Raw genomic sequence first — 20,173 nt, 5'->3', positions numbered from 1 at the left:
AAACTAATATGATTTTTTAATCCAAAATTCACAGAAACGTTACATCTTTAAAATAGGGAATGGAAATGCCTGACACAGCAGTCCCGATCTTCAGGGAGAACACCTAAAAACTGTAGTGAACACAGGGATTTAAAGTGGATTTATATCCCTGTATGAATAATATCTAGGAAATTTTATTTTCAGGCGAGCCGAGTACGATCAATGTAGAGGCTCCGAATGGGACTTAAAAAAATAAGAGCCTAAAACTGTAAGCTGGCATTTAGACAAAAATGTCTTCCGTTATACGTGGGTAGTACAACATAGCTCTTTTTCGAATTTTGTAATCGACTGTCGACCAAAGGCAATAGCCAATAAGCTATTTTAGTACTTAAGATACCAACCCCAGCTCCCATAACGATATCTGAGAACCAGTGTTTATCATTGTGCATCCGCAGATAACCGATACCAGCTGCAACAGCATAGCCCGCTATTCCGTACCAAATTGACTCCTGTCTATATTCCTGCCAAAGCAGTTCCGCACCAACAAATGCAGTGGCAGCATGCCCTGAAGGAAAAGAATTGTTCGCTGAACTATCTGGTCGCCAAACAGGAATCGTGGATTTCATAATTTTTACAGTTGAAGTCATGATAATATTGGAAACCGCTGTCGTAAACAAGCGTTGTTTAAGATTATGTTTCGCAGGTACCCCGACCGCATCCAGAACAAAAACTCCGGCAGTTCCAGCAAAACGGGTGAAATCGTCTAATTTAATTTTTTGATTGTTCCCTCTCGAAACGCCGTCTCTAATATCTTCATCTATCCCTTTTAAAAAGGGATTCCCTTTGGCAACAATACCATAGGTGATCAATCCTACAGGAACAGCCAGTTCTTTGTAAGGAATTTTCTTAAAAAAATGAGATCCGCTGCTCGAATCCGAAGGTTGTTCCGACAAGATCTGTGCAAACGAGGCAACAGGTAATACAAAAAGTAAAACCAGCATACAATAAAAAACCAGCTGTTTCCTGTAATCGATCATTTTATTATTTATTTTATCGTGCGCAAAGATAATATTAATTTATCCAGTAAAAGAAGTCGCTAGCCCCCGTTCATTAACATACCAAACACCTTTTCCAATCACCGATCGCAGGCGATCAACTTCCGCTATAGGTTGAATAGCCATGGGGTGAAAGCGTAAATAATCAGACATCCCACCTAAAATTGCAGTTTTCATTTCGATATTTGTGCTATTCATACCCAAATAGCCCTTGTTTTCCCAAAACTATACACGGTGCTGATTTGGCCAGGGCTTACCCTTACCTGTTTCACATAACAATTTCAAACTTCGAAGAAAAGCACCCCAGGTGTAGCTGCATTCTGCAAACATTGCGGAGTAGGCTTCCCAATTGTCGTGCTGAAAGAGCAATAAAGTACCCCAGCTACTACTCCCCTGCTCAAACTGTCCTTGCATTTCAGGGTAGATGGACAATAAAGTTTCCTGATCAGCATACAAAAGTTCAAAAGAAATTAAAGTTCCAATCCATTCATCTGCTCCCGCAACACAAAACCATTTAACCGTTTGAAAGGGCTCAAGCTCTTTGATTTCCATGGCTTTGAAATAGCCGTTCCCAAAAGTAAATCGTGAGACTGTCCCATTCTCTGCCTTTGCGATAGTAAACGGGGTCCACCACGACGATAAACCTTCTTGCGTACTAATAGCTCGATAAACAACCTCTTTGGCTGCACAAATCCATACAGTATGACGAATATTAGGCATAAGCACACATTTTATCTTTATAACAAACAAGAAAAAAAAGTCCGCTGTTTCATGCACTTAAGTGAACAGCGGACTTTAGGTTCAACTTTTATAAATCATCAAAATCCGATGGTAACCCCATTTGCAATGACCGCATCTTTTTTCACAACAACAATACCATCACATATCATGTGGGTCTCAAAGTCGCCATCATTCAGACCCGGTCCACCGATGATGCGGACATCGTCTCCGATACGACAGTTCTTATCCAGGATTGCATTTTCAATATAACAGCGTTTTCCAACACCTACCGGTGGTGGCTTTTGTGTACTTCCCAATTCAAGCACCTCTTCCAATTGCTCATAGTAATCTGTCCCCATCATATAGGTCGATTTAATAACTGTTCCTTCTCCAATGCGGGAACGGATTCCAATTACAGATCGCTCCAGTTTATCTCCATTTAAAATACAACCATCGGCAATCACTGTATTGTTTAAGGTTGTTCCCGAAATTTTCGAAGGTGGAAGCATCCGCGCCCTTGTATACACTGTTTCATTAAACAAATTGAAATCCGGAATATCATCGGTTAATCCAATATTTGCATCAAAAAAAGACTTGATTGTCCCGATATCGGTCCAATAGCCATCAAATTGATAACTTAACACGCGAAGTGCTTCAATGGCATCCGGTATAATTTCCTTGCCAAAATCCATTCCTGGATTTGCAATTAGAAGGTTACGCAATATGTTTTTTGAAAAAACATAAATCCCCATGGATGCCAAATAATGCCGCCCCTGTTTGTGCAGATCTTCTGAGACCTCAGAAGTCCAGTTTAACACTTCTTCTTTATCGGGTTTTTCGACAAAAGCTGTAATCTCGTTGGCTTCATTGGCTTTTAAAATACCAAATCCAGTCGCATCTTTGCCATTCACAGGTATGGTTGCAATGGTAACATCCCCCCCATTGTCTACATGGAAATCAATAAGCTTTGAATAATCCATCTGATAAAGCTGATCACCAGATAACACCAGAATGTAATCATAATCTACATTAAGCAGATGTTTCTGTGTACGTCTGACAGCATCGGCTGTTCCTTCAAACCAGCGATCGCCCTCATTTGTCTGTTCCGCAGCCAGAATGTCAACAAAGCCCTTACTAAAAATGCTAAAATTGTAAGAATTTTTGATGTGTGTGTTCAAAGAGGCTGAATTGAACTGCGTTAATACGAAGATCTTGTTATAGCCAGAATTCAAACAGTTCGAAATCGGAATATCTACCAAACGATATTTTCCAGCTATAGGTACTGCTGGTTTCGAACGTTGTTGTGTCAATGGGAAAAGGCGCGACCCTCGACCTCCTCCCAATACAAGGGAAACTACTTTGTGTATCATACCTCAATCCATTAATTGGTTATAAAATTGTTATCGTCAAGAATAAGGACCTGATCAGGTTTACGCTTGGGATCCTTTAAATTCAGGTTTAAGAATCCTTATTAAATTAGCAATTTTCCTGTAAAGAAGCAAATACCAATTTTGACCATTGATTCTTCTTACAGAAGAAGTAATTCTCGAAAAACGAACAACAACGTTCTTAACCTTAACCGATTAAAAGACGATGATTACAAGCCAGTATCTCCAATAGATTTAATATCCAAATAGACCACTGAATATAAAAAGGCAGTAGATATAGCCAACAAGTAATAGATTAACACCAATTTGCGGATATTTCTTTTGCGTAAATAACCATACGATTTCTATAAAGGCATAAATGGACAGCGGTACCGCAAGACTGACTGTCATAAAATAAAGTAAATATCCGGCCCCCAAACCATCATTTTGTTGCTTAAGGATCACATATGGGGCAATAAGTAGCAGGAAGGCGATACAGACTACAGAAAACCGGATAAAAAAATGTCGCTTTAATTTCCTATCGCTTTTAAGAGGTTTATACACAAATAGTGATGAGCCTGTTATATATATAGCTAACAGCAAATAACCGATATATTGATGGGCTTCCTCCAAGCCGTTCCAATCTTGATTAGCGTAAGCAAGACCAACAATTAGAAATAAAACAATAAATAAGACTACTTTAATATAATTCATTTAAAAACATCAGGGTATTGTCCCTGCTAAACTATTTGAACGCTATAAATTTTAATATCGTATGTATCCAACCGAATTCAATAATTCCCTGCCCAACAGTAGCTTTCCCCACTAAAATCTGACAGCAAAGTTCACAGCTTCAACAGCACTTTATTAAACCATGGATTTAGGAAATCCACTTAAATCTGGATACCAGCGGTAAAAATAGCTATTTAATCAAATAATAAACTGCAAATAATAAAGGCATTCATTAAATTTCTTTTATCGTTTAAAATTTTACTAAATCACGATTATCCGTAATATCAAAATCGAACGTGATTTTGACGTAATATTTAAGTAAATTGCCAATGGACATCGAATAAAAAAATTGATATGAATTCTTCACTGCTGGATGGAAACTATTGGGATGATCGTTATAAAAACAAAGAAACGGGTTGGGATATTGGATACCCAGCCCCTGCAATCGTTAGCTACGCTGAAGAATACATTGCCAAAAATGCGTCTATTTTAATTCCCGGCTGTGGTAATGCGCATGAGGCGAGGGCTCTTCTCGATAAAGGATTCAGTCAAATTACATTACTTGATATCGCACCTACCTTGGTTGAAAAAGTCAGCAAAGAATTCGCTGGCAGCCCTCATCTCCAAATTGTATGTCAAGATTTTTTTCGGCACCAGGGCCAATACGACTACATTATTGAACAGACCTTTTTTTGTGCACTCAATCCGTCATTACGCTGTAACTATGTACAGCAAATGCACACCCTGCTTAAGCCTAATAGTATCCTTACAGGATTATTATTTAAACGGGAATTCGCTCAACAGGGGCCTCCTTTCGGTGGAAATCAAGCGGAATATCAGCAGCTATTCGAATCTCAGTTTGACATTTTACAGTTGACAGATTCTATCAATAGCATTCCACAGAGACAAGGGAACGAACTATTTTTTGAACTACGGAAAAAATAGCAGCCTATGTCCGAGGCATGACCTGATAAGTTGGATCTTCCATGATATTGACCACCACAATACCCGCAGCATTTTTCAACAAGGAGCGACAGTCCTCACTGAGATGCCAAAGTTCTATTTTCTTCCCTTGTGCAGCATAGCGCTCGGTAATTTTGTTAAGCGCATCCACAGCAGACATATCTGCGACCCGGCTTTCCTTAAAATCTAAAATAACTCGTTCGGGGTCTTCTAAAACATCAAATTTATCCAAAAAATTAGCTGTGGATCCGAAGAAAAGTGGGCCGTAGATTTCATAATGCTTAACACCGTCGGAATCCATGTATTTTCTTGCCCGAATACGTTTTGCATTATCCCATGCAAATACGAGTGCAGCTATTACCACACCAATAAGCACAGCAAGTGCCAAATTATGGAGGGCAACCGTAATTCCTGCAACAAGCATCCCAACAAAAATATCGGATTTCGGAAATTTATTGACAATACGTAAGCTCACCCATTGGAAAGTGCCGATCGCCACCATCATCATCACTCCCACCAGTGCAGCCATGGGAATCTGCTCAATAAAAGGCGCGCCAACCAAAATAATCAAAAGGATTGTTATTGCACCAATAAACGAGGAAAGCCTTGTCCGTGCACCAGCATTTAAATTGACGAGTGTTTGAGCAACCATGGCACAACCGCCCATGCCTCCAAAAAAGCCATTGATTGTATTTGCTACACCTTGTGCCATGGATTCACGGTTCGCATTTCCTTTAGTCGCCGTTATTTCATCGACCATATTAAGTGTCAAAAGCGACTCCACAAGTCCTACTCCTGCCATCACCAATGAATACGGAAAAATCAGCTGCAATGTTTCCCAATTCCAAGGGACCATAGGCACATGTAAATGTGGTAAAGTTCCACTGACAGAAGCAATATCTACGACTTTCTTCGTTGGAATACCCAATAGCGATACTAAACCAAACACGATCAAAATAGCTACCAACGAGGCGGGAACGGCCTTTGTGATACGTGGAAATCCGATCACGATCAGCATTGTCAACAAAGTCAGTCCACCCATGATGTACAAAGTGATTCCCGACATCCATTCCATCCCCTGTCCGGTATTCACTTTAAATTGGACCACCTGAGCCATAAATATGATAATGGCCAATCCATTCAAAAAACCATACATAACAGGCTGGGGAATTAAGCGCACAAATTTGCCCCATTTAAAAAGGCCTACCAAAAATTGCAAGAGGCCAGCCAATACGACTGCCGCAAAGAGATAATCGATTCCATGGCTTGCTGCAAGTGCCATCAAAACTACCACGGTGGCTCCCGCACCGCCCGAGACCATTCCAGGCCTACCGCCCAAAACGGAAGTAACTAAACCCATTAAAAATGCAGCATAAAGTCCTGTCAAGGGTGGTAGTCCAGCCAAGATCGCGAACGAAAGCGATTCTGGAATCATGGTCATTGCAACTGTTAATCCCGCAAACAATTCGTTCTTAAGATTAACCGATTTTATATTGAATATGTCAAAAGTGTTGTTCATTTCGAGATTACTTGAACGCGATAAAGTGCAGCAAAGGTACTAATCACACAAACACTTTTACCCTATATTTGTTATTCTTTACAAATTTTATCGCAAAACAGTATGTTCATTTCGATCAAAAAACGCATTACCCCACATCATTATAGCCTCTTTCTATTTGCCTGTTTGTTGCTTGCGCAGCTAGTATGTGTCGGGAATAGCAAGGCAGCATTTCTTCTAGATAGAGATTCGCTAAGGACTTCAGATAGCCTATTTCGATCGAAACCTGCCGAAAAGTATACCTTGTCCCACTACGGGCAGCCCCAAGCATGGAACAAGCACCGTATCGATATCAAACAAACAGACAGCCTATTCGACTACCAAAAAAAGAATTTCTTGAGAGCAGGAATTGAATGGTTTTCCATCCAGGCCATTCCAGCCTCAGTCAATTACTTCATCCGAAAAGATCCTGTTTCCCATATTTCTTTTAAAAACTTTTTTAGCCATTTAAAGTTATCAGCGTGGACCTGGGACGATAATCTTTTTGCAACAAACCAAATGGCGCACCCTTATCACGGTCAGTTTTATTTCAATTCGTTTCGATCCAACAACTATAGTTTTCTGCAATCAACAGCGGCAACCGTTGCAGGTAGCTATATCTGGGAAACTGCAGGTGAAACAGAACCGCCTTCTATCAACGATATCATCAACACAAGCTTTGGCGGTACAATTTTAGGTGAAATGACCCATAGACTATCGCATCATATTCTTTCCCGTCCGAGTCTGACCAAAGGGCAGCGCAATAAAAAAGAGCTATTGGCCATGCTGGTCAATCCGATAAATGGACTCAACCGACTTCTCGATGGACGCTGGGGCGATAAGGTCAAAGGTGCCGTTATCGACAGTTCTTTGGTGCACACCGAAGTTGAATTGGGACTAAGACGCTTTGACGCCAAGGAACACGACATATTGAATAAAGGAAAAAATGACATATATGCACGTATCAAATTGATTTACACCAATGATGATTTGGACAAAAAGAAACCATTTGATGACTTCTTCCTCAACCTGGAACTTGGATCAGATGACAGTTCCATCGTCAATGCAGTCAATGTTTATGCTTCGCTATATGGCAACCGTATTCTATCCAATTTAACAGGACGCCATCGTGGTATCGTGTCTGCTCATTTCGATTTCTTACGTAATGAAGCTTTTTACTATGGATCGCAGAGTATCAACTATAATGTCTTTTCCAATTTCAATATCGGCAGCCGTACCAAGCTGACAACGATTCTTGGTGGCGGTCCAGTGGTATTAGCCGCTGTCCCCGATCCCTATCTCCATTTTGGTGAAAGCCGCACCTACGACTATGGTCCTGGAGCGGATGTTCGAGTTTCAGCCACTTTGAGCACATTAAACCGCTTTAAATTTGGTGTAGACTATCGTGGTGGGTATTTTGTAACGATCAGCGGCAACAAGTCCCATCATTTTCTACATACGGCATCCACGAGCGCTTCCATGCGTATCTGGAAAAACTTTGGTGTCAACCTTTACTCCGGATACTTCAGATTGGAAGGTCATTATCAAGACCATAATAATGTCAACAAAGACTATCCTTTTGTCCGGATAGCACTCGCCTACAACTCGGAATACTAACTAATAAAAAAGGCTTAACGTATCGAGTTAAGCCTTTTTTATTAGTTAGTCCAATATTTCTTTAACGCCTCTTTCAATCGAGGATCGTAACCGTAGATATCAGGATACGTAACAATTTTTCCGTCGTCATCCAACCAGGTTGTATAATAGTTGATATAAACTGGCATCTGGCGTTTTAGTGTTACCCAACGCGACTTCGATATCGAATCTGTCGTAATTTCCTTTGCAATTTTTTCGGCCTGCTTTTCATTATTAACAAGGTAAGATGCCAGATCAACAGGTTTTTCCACCCGCACACAGCCGTGGCTTACAGCGCGATTGCTTTGTCCAAACATTTGTTTTGCAGGTGTGTCGTGCAGATAAATAGAATATGGGTTCTCAAACAGAAACTTCACATTCCCTAATGAATTATCCGAACCGGGATTCTGTTTAAAACGGAAATTTTCGACAGAATCCGAATTCCAATTGACCGTTGCAGGATCCACTTGTTTACCTTTGTAATAAGCAACCATATTGCGCGATGCCAAATAGTTTGGATTATTTCGGACACTTGCCAACAACTCTTTTTTAACGATACTATTTGGGATGTTCCATACAGGATTCACTTGCATGGCATCCAACATGCCCTGCATAACCGGAGTTTCATGGTTCTCGCCTTTTCGTGTATAGGCAGGATTTTCTGTTTCACCCACACATACATTCATCAATTGGCTTGTCTTTCCGTCTTCCATAATATGCAGCCGTTGTTCAGGGATATTTACAAAGACATATTTTTCTGGAAAATCCTCTCCCATCCAACGCAATTTTTCCAATACCATTAGAACCTGGCTCCGTTGCGCACTAGATAGATTTCCGTTTTGCAGCAGATCCTGAAATTTACCATAGTATTGGTTTTTAGGTTGGATATCTGTCAAAACAGCTCCAATTTTCACACTGTCCAACAAGTGTACAACTTTACTATAGTTCATACGCTTTTGAGGGACAAAATATCGTCCATAAAGACGCTTAGGATTAACAACACCATATTTTAGGCTGCTTACATAAGCTACAAGCCCATCAGTACTCAATAAGTCAAGCTTCGCCAATAAGGGATAAACTTCGGCAACATCTTTGCTTTTCAGTTTTCGAAGCGAAGATAATGTTTCCTTAATCGCAGTTGTATGGAAATAACTAGCTCGAATACCATGCGCATCACTCCGCTCAAAATAAGTTAACATGGTGTCAATACTACCATCAAAGAGGTGTTCGGCAATTAAAGTCATCCCTTCAGTAGAATCAGATAATTCCTTCATCCAGCTTGGATTAACCAGTTGGGATTTTTCTTTGCCATACACTTCATGGAAGACTTTTACATAAGCTGCTGTGTCAAAATCCTTATAGGACTTATTTTCAAACCCCTTCGCCAAAACGTCGCCATAAGTCGGAGGATTATCCTTACAAGAAAAAAATACTACTGAAACAAATGAAATAAAAACTAAAAATCGTAACATATTACAAATCGTGAAAAAGAAATGGCTTCGCAATAATGAAGCCATTTTCTGAGGACAAAGATAAATAATTCTTATTGTCTAAAGAATCTTACCTGTCATTGAATCACTACAGAATCAATCACTGTATTTTTTTAGGAAATCTTCGAGCAATTCCACCATCTCGGTATTCCCCAAAAATGCCGCAGAACGCTGATGTAAAGTTTTGGGTTCAATAGTTAAAATACGTTGGGATCCATTGGAAGCTTTGCCTCCAGCTTGTTCGATGATAAAGGCAATAGGGTTACATTCATACATCAATCTAAGTTTCCCATTGGGGTGAGCAGAAGTCGTTGGATAAAGAAATATTCCACCCTTGAGTAGATTGCGGTGAATATCGGCCACCATTGAACCAATATAGCGCGACGCATACGGACGTTGTGTTGCACTATCTTCCATTTGGCAATATTTGATATATTGCTTGACGCCGTTTGGAAATTTGGAATAATTTCCCTCGTTAATCGAATAAATTTGGCCCGAAGCCGGAATTTTCATATCAGGATGAGATAAACAAAATTCACCGATAGAAGGGTCCAATGTGAAGCCATTTACCCCCTTTCCCGTCGTGTATACCAACATTGTTGAACTTCCGTAGATCACATAACCAGCGGCGACCTGTTTCGTGCCATGCTGTAAAATATCATTGCTGTTACAAGAGACACCTGTATCAGAAATTCGTCGATAAATGGAAAAAATCGTTCCTACAGATACGTTGACATCGATATTGCTTGAACCGTCCAATGGGTCAATACAGACAATATATTTGGCGTTTTTGGAAACCCCTGATTGGATATAAACCGGATTTTCATGTTCTTCAGACGCAACCACACAGCACTCGCCTCCACTTTGAAGCGCTTTAATAAACTGTTCATCAGCGTAAACATCCAGTTTCTTTTGTCCCTCCCCCTGCACATTGACCTGTCCTGCGTCGCCTAAAATATCAACTAATCCGGCCTTATTAACCTCCCTATTTACAATCTTTGCCGCGATTCCAATATCGCGTAATAGACGGGAGAGCTCCCCTTTGGCATACGGAAAATCGGCCTGTTTTTCAATGATAAATTGACCTAGTGTAGTTATACCACTCATAATGTTGTTTTATTGGATATTTGTTGCACAAAGCTAAAAAAGTTAAACAAACTTTAGCAAATACATCCTTCTCATATTTAGCATTTTAGCAAACTAAATACGCAATCGATTGCGCCAAATTTTAAAAACTATTCTTTGCTAAAACGATTATTAGCTATTAAAAAAATAATAAAAGCCTAAAAGCACTGGATAAATTTTAAATAACAACTAGGAGAAAAAAAACAAAAAATGCTAAGTATTTGGTAATTTTGGCTAAATATTTTGATACAATGCAACAACTTTTACAACTTATCGAAAAGGAAAAATTAGGCAATCAGCTGGCAAAACAACACACCTTGATCATCGACGATAAACAGGTCGTTCATGGCGCCCTATTCATCATAAAAACTGCTCGAAAAACATTTAAGCTGATGATCCCTGCTCCTTTTCACGAAGAAATCCTGAAAAATAACGTAACGGTCAGTACCTTGATCAAACACCCGCAAGTGATGCTTTTATCTTAATTTCAGAGATATCCACGTTCCTGCTTATCCCATAAGCAAACAAAATGGGCCGCGATTTTGTTTATCATAGCGTGATTTGGGTAGAATTCTTTTGACATCACTTTCCGTCATCTAAAGGTGATTAAACCAGTTCTGTCGACACGATAGACGCCTACCGAAAAGACAGATTATTAAGGGGAAATTTTACAAGAAATTCTGATAATAGTGTAAAATTCCTTCCAATATAACCTTTAGCTTTATTCAACAAAGACAACGCTATGCAACACCACTATAAACTTTCCGGCATGTCCTGCGATGGATGTAGAACAACGATCGAACAGAAATTGAACGAGCTCCCTGGAGTACATGCCACTGTCACTCTGGATCCACCTGCCATGACAATAGCCGCTCAGAACCATATTCCGCTACAACAATTACAGGAAATAATATCCACATTGGGGCCATATCAGGTCAGCGAATCAGATGAGCATCCTATTGATACACCATCCGGTCTATCCTTGGCGGAGCAAACAGCTGATAAATACGGCTGTCCTATGCATTGCGAAGGCGACAAGCTTTATGACTCACCAGGAAACTGCCCTGTATGTGGGATGCATTTGGTGAAACACGATTCAGCCTCACACAGCGATCGAGAACATCAACATGACCCGCCCATTCAGTCAAATACAACAGTTCCTTCACCCCATAGTCACGTCAACAACCATCATAATACTACAAATCAATCAAAGACAGCATCTCTGGCTGGCAAAACAATTGACAGCACATCTTTGGATAAATACTATTGCCCTATGCATTGTGAGGGCGACAAACTTTATAACGAACCTGGAAACTGCCCTGTATGCGGCATGAACCTGGAAAAGGTCCCCATGTTAAAGACAGACCTTCAATATACCTGCCCCATGCATCCGGAGATTGTGCAAGATCATCCGGGAAATTGTCCCATATGCGGCATGGACCTGGTCCCTATAGCCAATGGAAATGACGAGGCAGACGATCAGACCTATCGTGATCTGCGTATGAAATTATGGGTTTCTTTGCTATTTACGGTTCCTATATTTGTACTTTCCATGGGCGAAATGCTTCCGGGCAATCCAATAGGCAAAATTATTCCTCCAAGTTGGTCGGGATGGGTACAGCTGGTGCTATCTTTACCAGTTGTTTTCTATACCTGCTGGTCTTTTTTTCAACGGGGTTGGATATCTTTCAAAACCTGGCGGCTTAATATGTTTAGTCTGATTGCACTTGGTGCTGGAGCTGCGTTTGTCTATAGTTTGGTTGGCCTATTTTTTCCGCAGATCTTTCCTGCAGAATTAAAAAATCATCATGGTTACATTGCGCTTTACTTCGAGTCTGTTACCGTTATTCTAACACTGGTATTGTTAGGCCAAGTAATGGAAGCTAAAGCACATTCCAAAACTAATTCAGCAATCAAAGAGCTGATTAAATTGAGTCCTTCGGAAGCCACCCGCGTAGAAAATGGAATCGATAAAAAAATTGGTATCGATCAAATCCAGCTAGGAGATATACTCAAAGTAAAACCTGGCGACAAAATTCCTGTAGACGGTCAGATTACGGATGGTAACAGCAGTATTGACGAATCCATGCTGACTGGCGAACCCATACCAGTGGAAAAACAAAAGGGCGATCATGTCAGTTCGGGAACAATCAATGGCGACCGAAGTTTCCTTATGAAAGCGGAGCGCATTGGTTCAGATACACTCCTGGCTCAGATTATTCAAATGGTCAACGATGCAAGCAGAAGCAAAGCACCCATTCAGCGATTAACAGATAAAGTCTCCGAAATATTTGTTCCGATTGTCATTATCATAGCAATTTTGACATTTTTTACCTGGTGGCTTTGGGCTCCCTCTGCGTCTTTAGCATTCGGTTTTGCCAATGCACTTGCCGTACTTATTGTTGCTTGCCCTTGTGCACTGGGACTCGCTACGCCGATGTCCGTGATGGTTGGCGTCGGTAAAGGTGCGAAACATGGTATCCTCATCAAAGATGCCAGCGCACTGGAAAAAATGAATCAGGTGGATGTGATACTAACAGATAAAACAGGTACCATCACCGAAGGAAAACCCACCGTTGATGATATTCAGCCGAACTCGTCCAGCAGCAAAGACGAAATATTATCTTTGGCCGCCGCGTTAAATGCCAATAGTACACATCCTTTGGGTCATGCTATTATCGAAAGAGCCAAAAAAGAAAATAGTAGCACAGACAGTAAAGTCGTCGATTTCGAAAATGTTGCCGGACAGGGCATAAAGGGAAACATAGCGGGGAATAGTATCGCGCTTGGCAATCAACTGTTGATGGAGTCTATCGGTATAGCAATTCCGCATGACATCAAGCGAATGGCCGAAGATGCGCAATCGAAGGGAAAAACGGTGTCCTTCCTTGCAAAAGGGAATAACTTATTGGGATACTTTAGTATATCAGATCAAATAAAGGCTTCTTCGAAGCGGGCAATTCAATACCTCCTACAGCATCATGTCGATGTGGTTATGCTGACAGGGGACAATATCCATACGGCGAGGGCTGTCGCCGAACAAGTCGGCATCAAACATTTCAAGGCCAATGCGCTGCCCAAAGACAAGTTGCAGGAAATTCACGCATTGCAGCAAAAAGGTCATGTAGTCGCCATGGCCGGCGATGGGATCAATGACGCCCCTGCCCTTGCTCAGGCCGATATTGGCATTGCCATGGGCACCGGTACAGATGTCGCGATACAAAGTGCTTCACTAACTTTATTGAAAGGAGATCTCACTGGAATTGCCAAGGCAAAAGTACTGAGTCACAAACTGCTTCGTAATATTAAGGAAAACCTAGGTTTTGCCTTTGTCTATAATATACTCGGTATTCCATTGGCGGCTGGACTGTTATATCCATCCTTCGGAATACTACTGTCACCGATGATTGCTGCCGCTGCAATGAGTTTCAGTTCAGTTTCGGTTATCTTAAATTCCCTACGCTTAAATCGTGCAAAGATCAACATCGATTAAAAACAGATATTCCCTATATTCGCTGTTATAATAACGACATATAGTTTATAGGAACATGCGTAATATCTTTTTAATCTTAATTACGGTTATCATCACAGTTGTCTGTGTTAAGAATCCGCAATCGGTCCAGCTCAATTTTCTCGGGGCAACACAGATCGCACTATGGAAGCTGCTATTGGCCTTTTTTATTGCCGGGATCGCATTTGTATCCCTACTAAAAATCGGAAAAAAGAAACAGCAGGTGTATGAACAGGAAGATTTGGACGAATCGGGTGAAGAAAACAACGACCAGAAGTCCCAATTATCGGATGAAGACCGAGAATTTCTCTCCTAAAAGAAAAAATAAATCACTAAAAATGAAGCCCTAAAGAGCCAGGACGCATTTTTATCACACAAATACTTGCGCGGAATAGGGATTAACCCTATCTTTGCATCACTTCAAACAAGGAACGGTAGTTCAAAAACAAAGAAGTAAGATTCCGTAGCTCAGCTGGTAGAGCAATACACTTTTAATGTATGGGTCCTGGGTTCGAATCCCAGCGGGATCACAAAAGAAAAGCTAATCGCAAGATTAGCTTTTCTTGTTTTAAAGGTATTAGGATTCGAAAGAACGGTCAGCCGGATTCGATCTTAGGTATAAGTTGGTATTAGGATGTATCCGTTTTAATGCTTATCTCGATTATGGCCTTTGCATCCTTTGCCCCTAAAGATAAACTGGAGCTAATCAAACGTACATACAGGGAATTGTATGGCCCCGAAGCAGATGCTTTTTATTTGAATGATCTTACCTATAACCATATCCAAGAGGCTTTATTGCACTGGCAACATAAAATAGTGAAATAAACTTATTTGTGCTAAGCATCGATCCCAATAATACGTGGGAAACAGCGTTATAAAAATAACGGTTTTCAGGGATAGAGGTCTGACTGGCTTTCCCTATTTTTATAAATGTTTAAGGGTACAATTTTAAAGAATAAATATGCAGCATTTACCTACACCTGAATGGCTTCAGAAATATGAACCTGTAAAGCAAAAGCTATCCTCCCCAACAGACTTCAACAGGTATTTTGACAGCGCTGAAATCTGCGAAAAGCGTTTGTTTAAAATCGAAGTTGGCGGTATTTCTTTTCCTACGGGAAATGTCATTGTTCGCGACCCATTGGTCTATTTAGCAAAAGATGCACTGCCTTATCATACCAAAATCCCTATTGGAATATTCCCGCTTACCATATTAGTGGTTGAAATGGAAGCAGATCATTACCGTTATGTGGGCTTTAGGTTAAAACTGTCTTCCAGCAAGGCCGTTACCTATACGGAAGCTCTCCTCGGGAACGAAAATCTGGACAATTTCCAGGAAGGGGAATATTTTGGTTTTCATGTGGATGCAGGGCTGGCGACAATCGTAGACCAGGCTACTAGAGATGCCTATTGCAGTTTTGTTGAGAACTGGCAAAAAAGCAATCCCGATCAAAACATCTATGACCACTTTTTTGCCGCGGAGTTCAAAAAGAGCAGCCAATCAGCGCCAGCTTATCAAAGGGACGGCGGAGACTGGATCAACTTTGCTATTCCAGACACAGAGCTGACCATCCCTATGATACAAAGCGGTTTTGGCGATGGCACTTATCCCGTTTATTTCGGATACGATAAACAGGGAGCTATTACGGAAATAGTTGCTCAGTTCATCGATATTGAACTGACATTTAGCGAGGAGGAAGAAGAAAACATATAAGCTTCCTTTTAGACTTATTTATTGCTATAACTAAATTTTTATAAAATACTACCTATGTCGGAATTTGATATCAATGTCTTTATGGACATCACTTATAAACGGGACGAAAAATTGCTGGTGGAATATTTACAAAATATAACATCAAAACCTCCTGAACATCAGGTGACCAATGTGCTGAAACAAATAATACAAAATAAATATTGGGAAGCATTCGAGTTGTATTTAAACAAGGACTGGATTCAAACAGACCTTTTTGAATACGAGAGTTTCAACCACTCTCCAATAGCGGTTTTCCTTAAGCCGGCGCTGTATGATCCTGCCGCAATACAAGCCTATCTTCCTTATTTTAATAAATTCCTGTCCAAAATAGAGGACATTAACGAAGAAGTTTCCGGAGATACTCTGCTCAGTTTTGCAATTGACAATAATGCGCCCATCGAAATTTTGAAGGCCCTTATTGATGCAGGAATCAACATCAATTTCAAAAGCAGGTACGGGGAATCTTATCTCTATCTGTTTTGTCAAAAGTTGGGTATGCCGCCTGCCAACGCAGATCAGATCATACAGCTACTACTCGACAACGAAGTCGATATCAATGCGACCACAATAGAAAATAAAACGGCATTGTTTCTTGCTGTCAGTGCCAATAAAATTGCGGTATGCAAGCAGCTATTGGAAAACGGAGCAGATGTAAACATAACAAACACCAAAGGTGAAACGCCTTTTCTCCTTGCTGCCGCTCATTCGCAGAATATCGATATGTTGAAGCTATTGCTGGAATATGGCACACCCGATTTTACGCAGTTGACCAAGGATGGGGAAAATTTACTGAACGTAACCCTTCGCTTTGTACAAAGAGATGAACATTCCATCAACATAATCGGATTGCTTTTGGAAAATGGTGCTTCTTTATCTGCCACTTCCCAATATTATCAAAAACCAAAATCGGGCATCGATTGGGTGGCAGAGAAGTCTTCGGAATTGCTTTCGTACCTCTTGGAACATCATTATATCGAAGACATCAACGAGGCAGACAATGATGGGAATACATTGCTGATAAAAGTCTGCATGTATAATTGCAACTATGAAGAGTCCGTTGCAAAAGACATTTACCGGAAAGTAAAATTGTTACTGAAACACGGTGCAGATTCCACCATTGAAAACCGTTTTGATAAAAAAGCAGTGGACTATGCGATGGAAGACCAACTCAAAACCAAAATCGTTGAAACATTATTAGCCTAAAAATTGAATTTATGTCCCAATCATTTATAGTAGCCTGCGAAGGCGGTAAAAGAAAAATAGCCGAGATCCTGATAGAAAAAAATCAGGTCGATGTAAAATATACCGATGAAAAAGGCAGAACAGCACTCCATTACGCTGCCTATCAAGGGTATCTGGATATTGTAAAACAACTGATAATATCCGGAGCAGACATCAATTATGAAGATCACAATGGAGAAACCGCTTTGTTTTTTGCGATTCTCAATAAGCAAAAGCAAACGGCCTCTTATTTGCTAGAAGCCGGAGCGAAAACTGATATAAACGATTTCCAGGGGAATAGTTTACTTCACATAGTTGCACGAACAGGGCAGCAGGATATTGCGGAAAAACTACTCAGGGAAGGACTTGATGTCAATGCATTGAATAAAGACTCGATGCCTCCTTTACTGATTGCTGTGGCCGGGAATTTCCCACCAATGGTAAACATCTTATTGCAAAATAATGCCAATGTCGATTTTACAGACAAAGCAGGCAACACAGCATTAAGCGTAGCTATCCAAAATAATTCAGTACCAATTGTCAACTTTTTGTTGGACGGCGGCGCTTCTGTCAATATACTAAATGATCAAAACGAAAGCGCACTTTTATTGGCTGCACGTTCGGGTAATCGTATTATTTGTGAAAAACTGGTTGCACAAGGCGCGGACATTTTCGCCGAGTCCAGGGAAGGCGTTTCTCCCGTATGGTATGCCGTTGGTGCTAACCAAAAAGAACTGGTGAATGTTTTTTTGAACAAAGGGCTTTCTCCCGATTATGCTAGAAATGTGGACGCCTGGGACGGTAAAGATGGACATTATTTGCAGAAATTGATCGCCAATACCGGGACGCGCACTTTTGTCCTCGGATTTGAGTCCCACTACGCAGGCGAAACCTTATTGCAGACAGCCGCCAAATTTGGATACTTATCTATGGTTAAACTGTTGCTGGATAATAGCGCAGCTATTGATAAACAGGACGCTTCAGGCAATACGGCCTTGCATTATGCCGCATCTTACGGAAAAAAAGATATAGTCCGTTACTTATTGACCCATGGCGCGACGACGGATATTGCCAACGTATTGGAACAAAAACCCATCGACTATTCCAATATAAAAGGATACAATGAGATCACTGCATTGCTGATTGATTTTGGAGCGAAAACCAATGCAATAGAAGACGGCGAGGTCAAAGAAAAAACGAATACACCACCACCTGCACAACCTCTAGATATGGCCGAGAAAAAGAAAGCGCTCTTTGACCTGAAAGAACTATTGGATGCCGAGATCATTACCGAAGAAGAGTTTCAGGAGCAAAAGAAAAAAATATTAGGATGACAGGGAAAAATCCTTTAAAAGTAATCCCGCTACATCTAAAGCAAACAACACAACGTCATAAATCATCATGGTATATATTTATCAAATCCATAGTATGGAGCACCGGCACGAGTATTTTCCCGACATGGTTTCCCTGAAAGGGAAAAAGGGTATTACAATGTATGTCATGCAACGCTATATTTGGTAGCTTCAAATCTTCCAAGAAATGGATTGAAAATTGTAATGAGAAGTTCACAAAAAAAACTTATTGGGATTCGAACTGATTTTTCCTTGCAAACTAAAACTTACTACTGCATTCAGCTACGAACCGCTCAAACTTCCGATCTGTATTTCTCATAACAGGTCCATGACCAAAGCAGATAATAGCCGGATTCAGTTTTGCTAATTTCTGTAGCGATCGAATGTTGAGCTGTTGATCTGAAGTGAATAAATTTGGTGGAAGGTGCAAGCCGGACTTTGTTGTAAGCAAATTCATATTTGTTGCGACATCACCGATGATCAGTACACCATCGTGTTCGCGGAACAGAGAAATATGTCCTGTTGAATGCCCGGGCGTTTCTATGACCCGAAAGCTGCCTATCGTATCGTTTTCAACAACTGTGCGATTCACGCTATGCCCCTGGCCTGCCCAGTACTTTTGCTGAAGCTTTGCAAGCCAATGGTGCCGATCAGGATAATCTTTAGTGACCAAACCTGTCTCGGTTCTAAAAACTTCATCGGGGTGACACAATAAGGGTATTGCAAACTCGGCGCATAGTTGACCAGAACAGCCTTGATGGTCCGGATGAGCATGCGTAAGTATATGCTGGTAAACGGGAATTTCCTGTAGCACATTCTTTATAGTGCTGTACGAGTTCCGTATTCCAGAATCGACCAATACTCCTTCGATAATATAACAATTGATGCTGTTTCGCGGTAAGAGGGATATCTGAAAAACTTCGGGAGCAATGTGACGTAACATAGTTTTTTGTGCAAATCTACATCACTGAAGAGCCTTATATAAGGACATTTGTCCTATAAGATGCCTGGTCGGAGTATTTCCCGCTTCGCCCGCGTAAGCGATCGCTGTGTAATACCTAAATAAGATGCCAGATCTTGCGTTGCAATCCGCTGGATAAGCATTGGCTCACTAGATAATACATAGCGGTATTTGTCTAGAGCTGACCTATTATTATAATTTAGCAGATAACTTTCCTTTTGGCTATACTCCCGCTCCATCACAGATTTTACAATTTCATTCCAAGCAGTCACCTGACGAAGCAAATAGCGGTAGTCGGTGTAGCTTATGCTATAAATTACGCTATCTTCTACTGTCCGTATACTTCTTCTGGATTTATTTTGTGCAACAAACTCTGGAAATGAAGTGACAAACTCGTTTTCAAACTTAAAACAGGTTATATTTTCTTTTCCTTCGCTATCTAAAGCGTATGCTTTTACAGCACCACTAGCGATAAATCCAATATGACGGCAGGGTTCATCCTCCCGGATAAAAAAATCACCTTTTTTTAAGTAGGTCGGCTTGAACAACTGTACAGAAAAGCTAATTTCTTCCATGGATAGTTTACCTATGGATAACAGGTAATTTGTCAAAACATGAGTCATATTCCCGATCTATTCTCCCTTAATTTCTTTCAAATTCTGTAGATTCTACACAAAATTCGGTCTTCAAATCTAAGAATTCCTGTGTAATACCAATTCCAATCGGTTAAGGTTTAGATTAACTCTGTCTAAAACCCCTATTTTCATGGATT

At 40.6% G+C, this 20,173-nt stretch carries 19 protein-coding genes and 1 tRNA gene; 10 read left to right on the top strand and 10 right to left on the bottom strand.

The genetic code is table 11. The annotated features are described in order from the left end of the window. Positions 1-239: 239 nt before the first annotated feature. The 5 genes from AB1Z56_RS03595 to AB1Z56_RS03575 form a co-directional block, all read right to left on the bottom strand. Positions 240-1,016 (bottom strand): phosphatase PAP2 family protein, encoded by a 777-nt coding sequence (locus tag AB1Z56_RS03595; protein ID WP_426791100.1) that lies wholly within the window; start codon positions 1,014-1,016, stop codon positions 240-242. A gap of 39 nt (positions 1,017-1,055) precedes the next feature. Then, complete coding sequence (locus AB1Z56_RS03590) at positions 1,056-1,232, bottom strand: hypothetical protein (RefSeq protein ID WP_309361363.1); 177 nt, start codon at positions 1,230-1,232, stop codon at positions 1,056-1,058. 27 nt (positions 1,233-1,259) lie between these two features. After that, positions 1,260-1,754 carry an SRPBCC family protein gene (locus AB1Z56_RS03585; RefSeq protein ID WP_426791099.1) on the bottom strand — a complete coding sequence of 165 codons (495 nt, stop codon included), beginning with the start codon at positions 1,752-1,754 and terminating at the stop codon, positions 1,260-1,262. A 98-nt stretch (positions 1,755-1,852) separates the two neighbouring features. After that, positions 1,853-3,124 (bottom strand): glucose-1-phosphate adenylyltransferase, encoded by a 1,272-nt coding sequence (locus tag AB1Z56_RS03580; protein WP_309361367.1) that lies wholly within the window; start codon positions 3,122-3,124, stop codon positions 1,853-1,855. Positions 3,125-3,376: 252 nt separating this feature from the next. Beyond that, a complete protein-coding gene (locus tag AB1Z56_RS03575; RefSeq protein ID WP_426791098.1) occupies positions 3,377-3,835 on the bottom strand; it encodes a hypothetical protein in 459 nt (152 codons plus the stop codon). A 372-nt stretch (positions 3,836-4,207) separates the two neighbouring features. Between AB1Z56_RS03575 and AB1Z56_RS03570 the strand changes: the two genes are divergently transcribed. Further along, positions 4,208-4,798, top strand: a complete 591-nt coding sequence (locus AB1Z56_RS03570; RefSeq protein ID WP_426791097.1) for a methyltransferase — start codon at positions 4,208-4,210, stop codon at positions 4,796-4,798. Positions 4,799-4,802: 4 nt separating this feature from the next. Here the strand turns inward: AB1Z56_RS03570 and AB1Z56_RS03565 are convergent, their stop codons facing one another. Beyond that, complete coding sequence (locus AB1Z56_RS03565; RefSeq protein ID WP_426791096.1) at positions 4,803-6,335, bottom strand: SulP family inorganic anion transporter; 1,533 nt, start codon at positions 6,333-6,335, stop codon at positions 4,803-4,805. Between the two features lie 102 nt (positions 6,336-6,437). Between AB1Z56_RS03565 and AB1Z56_RS03560 the strand changes: the two genes are divergently transcribed. Continuing rightward, a complete protein-coding gene (locus tag AB1Z56_RS03560; protein WP_426791095.1) occupies positions 6,438-7,970 on the top strand; it encodes a DUF3943 domain-containing protein in 1,533 nt (510 codons plus the stop codon). A 41-nt stretch (positions 7,971-8,011) separates the two neighbouring features. Here AB1Z56_RS03560 and AB1Z56_RS03555 read toward each other — a convergent pair whose 3' ends face one another. Together AB1Z56_RS03555 and fbp are read right to left on the bottom strand one after the other, a co-directional pair. After that, on the bottom strand, positions 8,012-9,460 hold the full coding sequence (locus AB1Z56_RS03555; protein WP_309361383.1) for a L,D-transpeptidase family protein: 1,449 nt from the start codon (positions 9,458-9,460) through the stop codon (positions 8,012-8,014). Positions 9,461-9,574: 114 nt separating this feature from the next. Next, positions 9,575-10,585, bottom strand: a complete 1,011-nt coding sequence (gene fbp / locus AB1Z56_RS03550; RefSeq protein ID WP_309361385.1) for a class 1 fructose-bisphosphatase — start codon at positions 10,583-10,585, stop codon at positions 9,575-9,577. Between the two features lie 269 nt (positions 10,586-10,854). Between fbp and AB1Z56_RS03545 the strand changes: the two genes are divergently transcribed. The 8 genes from AB1Z56_RS03545 to AB1Z56_RS03510 all read left to right on the top strand — a co-directional run bounded on the left by AB1Z56_RS03545 (position 10,855) and on the right by AB1Z56_RS03510 (position 18,422). Then, the gene (locus AB1Z56_RS03545; protein ID WP_309361387.1) at positions 10,855-11,088 is read left to right on the top strand and encodes a hypothetical protein; all 234 of its coding nucleotides are present in this window, start codon (positions 10,855-10,857) and stop codon (positions 11,086-11,088) included. A gap of 257 nt (positions 11,089-11,345) precedes the next feature. Continuing rightward, positions 11,346-14,096, top strand: a complete 2,751-nt coding sequence (locus AB1Z56_RS03540) for a heavy metal translocating P-type ATPase (protein ID WP_426791094.1) — start codon at positions 11,346-11,348, stop codon at positions 14,094-14,096. A 55-nt stretch (positions 14,097-14,151) separates the two neighbouring features. Beyond that, the gene (locus AB1Z56_RS03535) at positions 14,152-14,430 is read left to right on the top strand and encodes a lipopolysaccharide assembly protein LapA domain-containing protein (RefSeq protein WP_309361391.1); all 279 of its coding nucleotides are present in this window, start codon (positions 14,152-14,154) and stop codon (positions 14,428-14,430) included. Positions 14,431-14,571: 141 nt separating this feature from the next. Then, positions 14,572-14,644, top strand: a tRNA-Lys gene (locus AB1Z56_RS03530). Positions 14,645-14,777: 133 nt separating this feature from the next. Beyond that, positions 14,778-14,939 (top strand): hypothetical protein, encoded by a 162-nt coding sequence (locus AB1Z56_RS03525; protein WP_313265812.1) that lies wholly within the window; start codon positions 14,778-14,780, stop codon positions 14,937-14,939. Positions 14,940-15,075: 136 nt separating this feature from the next. Next, positions 15,076-15,828, top strand: coding sequence for a DUF4241 domain-containing protein (locus AB1Z56_RS03520; protein WP_426791093.1), 753 nt, complete (start codon positions 15,076-15,078; stop codon positions 15,826-15,828). A 54-nt stretch (positions 15,829-15,882) separates the two neighbouring features. After that, positions 15,883-17,070 carry an ankyrin repeat domain-containing protein gene (locus AB1Z56_RS03515; protein WP_426791092.1) on the top strand — a complete coding sequence of 396 codons (1,188 nt, stop codon included), beginning with the start codon at positions 15,883-15,885 and terminating at the stop codon, positions 17,068-17,070. 11 nt (positions 17,071-17,081) lie between these two features. Beyond that, positions 17,082-18,422, top strand: a complete 1,341-nt coding sequence (locus tag AB1Z56_RS03510; protein ID WP_309361431.1) for an ankyrin repeat domain-containing protein — start codon at positions 17,082-17,084, stop codon at positions 18,420-18,422. A 277-nt stretch (positions 18,423-18,699) separates the two neighbouring features. On the opposite strand, the gene AB1Z56_RS03505 is transcribed toward AB1Z56_RS03510, so the two are convergent. Further along, on the bottom strand, positions 18,700-19,383 hold the full coding sequence (locus AB1Z56_RS03505; protein ID WP_426791091.1) for an MBL fold metallo-hydrolase: 684 nt from the start codon (positions 19,381-19,383) through the stop codon (positions 18,700-18,702). Between the two features lie 53 nt (positions 19,384-19,436). After that, positions 19,437-19,976 (bottom strand): Crp/Fnr family transcriptional regulator, encoded by a 540-nt coding sequence (locus tag AB1Z56_RS03500; protein ID WP_426791090.1) that lies wholly within the window; start codon positions 19,974-19,976, stop codon positions 19,437-19,439. Between the last annotated feature and the right edge of the window lie 197 nt (positions 19,977-20,173).

This window comes from Sphingobacterium sp. WOUb80 (genome assembly GCF_050058145.1).
Classification (GTDB): Bacteria; Bacteroidota; Bacteroidia; order Sphingobacteriales; family Sphingobacteriaceae; genus Sphingobacterium.
The sequence above is the reverse complement of the archived record's forward strand: the minus strand, read 5'-3'. Positions and strand labels throughout refer to the sequence as shown.

Coding starts and splice junctions, on each gene's coding strand:
- AB1Z56_RS03595 (WP_426791100.1), bottom strand. CDS start 1,016: ATGATCGATTACAGGAAACAGCTGGTTTTTTATTGTATGCTGGTTTTA.
- AB1Z56_RS03590 (WP_309361363.1), bottom strand. CDS start 1,232: ATGAATAGCACAAATATCGAAATGAAAACTGCAATTTTAGGTGGGATG.
- AB1Z56_RS03585 (WP_426791099.1), bottom strand. CDS start 1,754: ATGCCTAATATTCGTCATACTGTATGGATTTGTGCAGCCAAAGAGGTT.
- AB1Z56_RS03580 (WP_309361367.1), bottom strand. CDS start 3,124: ATGATACACAAAGTAGTTTCCCTTGTATTGGGAGGAGGTCGAGGGTCG.
- AB1Z56_RS03575 (WP_426791098.1), bottom strand. CDS start 3,835: ATGAATTATATTAAAGTAGTCTTATTTATTGTTTTATTTCTAATTGTT.
- AB1Z56_RS03570 (WP_426791097.1), top strand. CDS start 4,208: ATGAATTCTTCACTGCTGGATGGAAACTATTGGGATGATCGTTATAAA.
- AB1Z56_RS03565 (WP_426791096.1), bottom strand. CDS start 6,335: ATGAACAACACTTTTGACATATTCAATATAAAATCGGTTAATCTTAAG.
- AB1Z56_RS03560 (WP_426791095.1), top strand. CDS start 6,438: ATGTTCATTTCGATCAAAAAACGCATTACCCCACATCATTATAGCCTC.
- AB1Z56_RS03555 (WP_309361383.1), bottom strand. CDS start 9,460: ATGTTACGATTTTTAGTTTTTATTTCATTTGTTTCAGTAGTATTTTTT.
- fbp (WP_309361385.1), bottom strand. CDS start 10,585: ATGAGTGGTATAACTACACTAGGTCAATTTATCATTGAAAAACAGGCC.
- AB1Z56_RS03545 (WP_309361387.1), top strand. CDS start 10,855: ATGCAACAACTTTTACAACTTATCGAAAAGGAAAAATTAGGCAATCAG.
- AB1Z56_RS03540 (WP_426791094.1), top strand. CDS start 11,346: ATGCAACACCACTATAAACTTTCCGGCATGTCCTGCGATGGATGTAGA.
- AB1Z56_RS03535 (WP_309361391.1), top strand. CDS start 14,152: ATGCGTAATATCTTTTTAATCTTAATTACGGTTATCATCACAGTTGTC.
- AB1Z56_RS03525 (WP_313265812.1), top strand. CDS start 14,778: ATGGCCTTTGCATCCTTTGCCCCTAAAGATAAACTGGAGCTAATCAAA.
- AB1Z56_RS03520 (WP_426791093.1), top strand. CDS start 15,076: ATGCAGCATTTACCTACACCTGAATGGCTTCAGAAATATGAACCTGTA.
- AB1Z56_RS03515 (WP_426791092.1), top strand. CDS start 15,883: ATGTCGGAATTTGATATCAATGTCTTTATGGACATCACTTATAAACGG.
- AB1Z56_RS03510 (WP_309361431.1), top strand. CDS start 17,082: ATGTCCCAATCATTTATAGTAGCCTGCGAAGGCGGTAAAAGAAAAATA.
- AB1Z56_RS03505 (WP_426791091.1), bottom strand. CDS start 19,383: ATGTTACGTCACATTGCTCCCGAAGTTTTTCAGATATCCCTCTTACCG.
- AB1Z56_RS03500 (WP_426791090.1), bottom strand. CDS start 19,976: ATGGAAGAAATTAGCTTTTCTGTACAGTTGTTCAAGCCGACCTACTTA.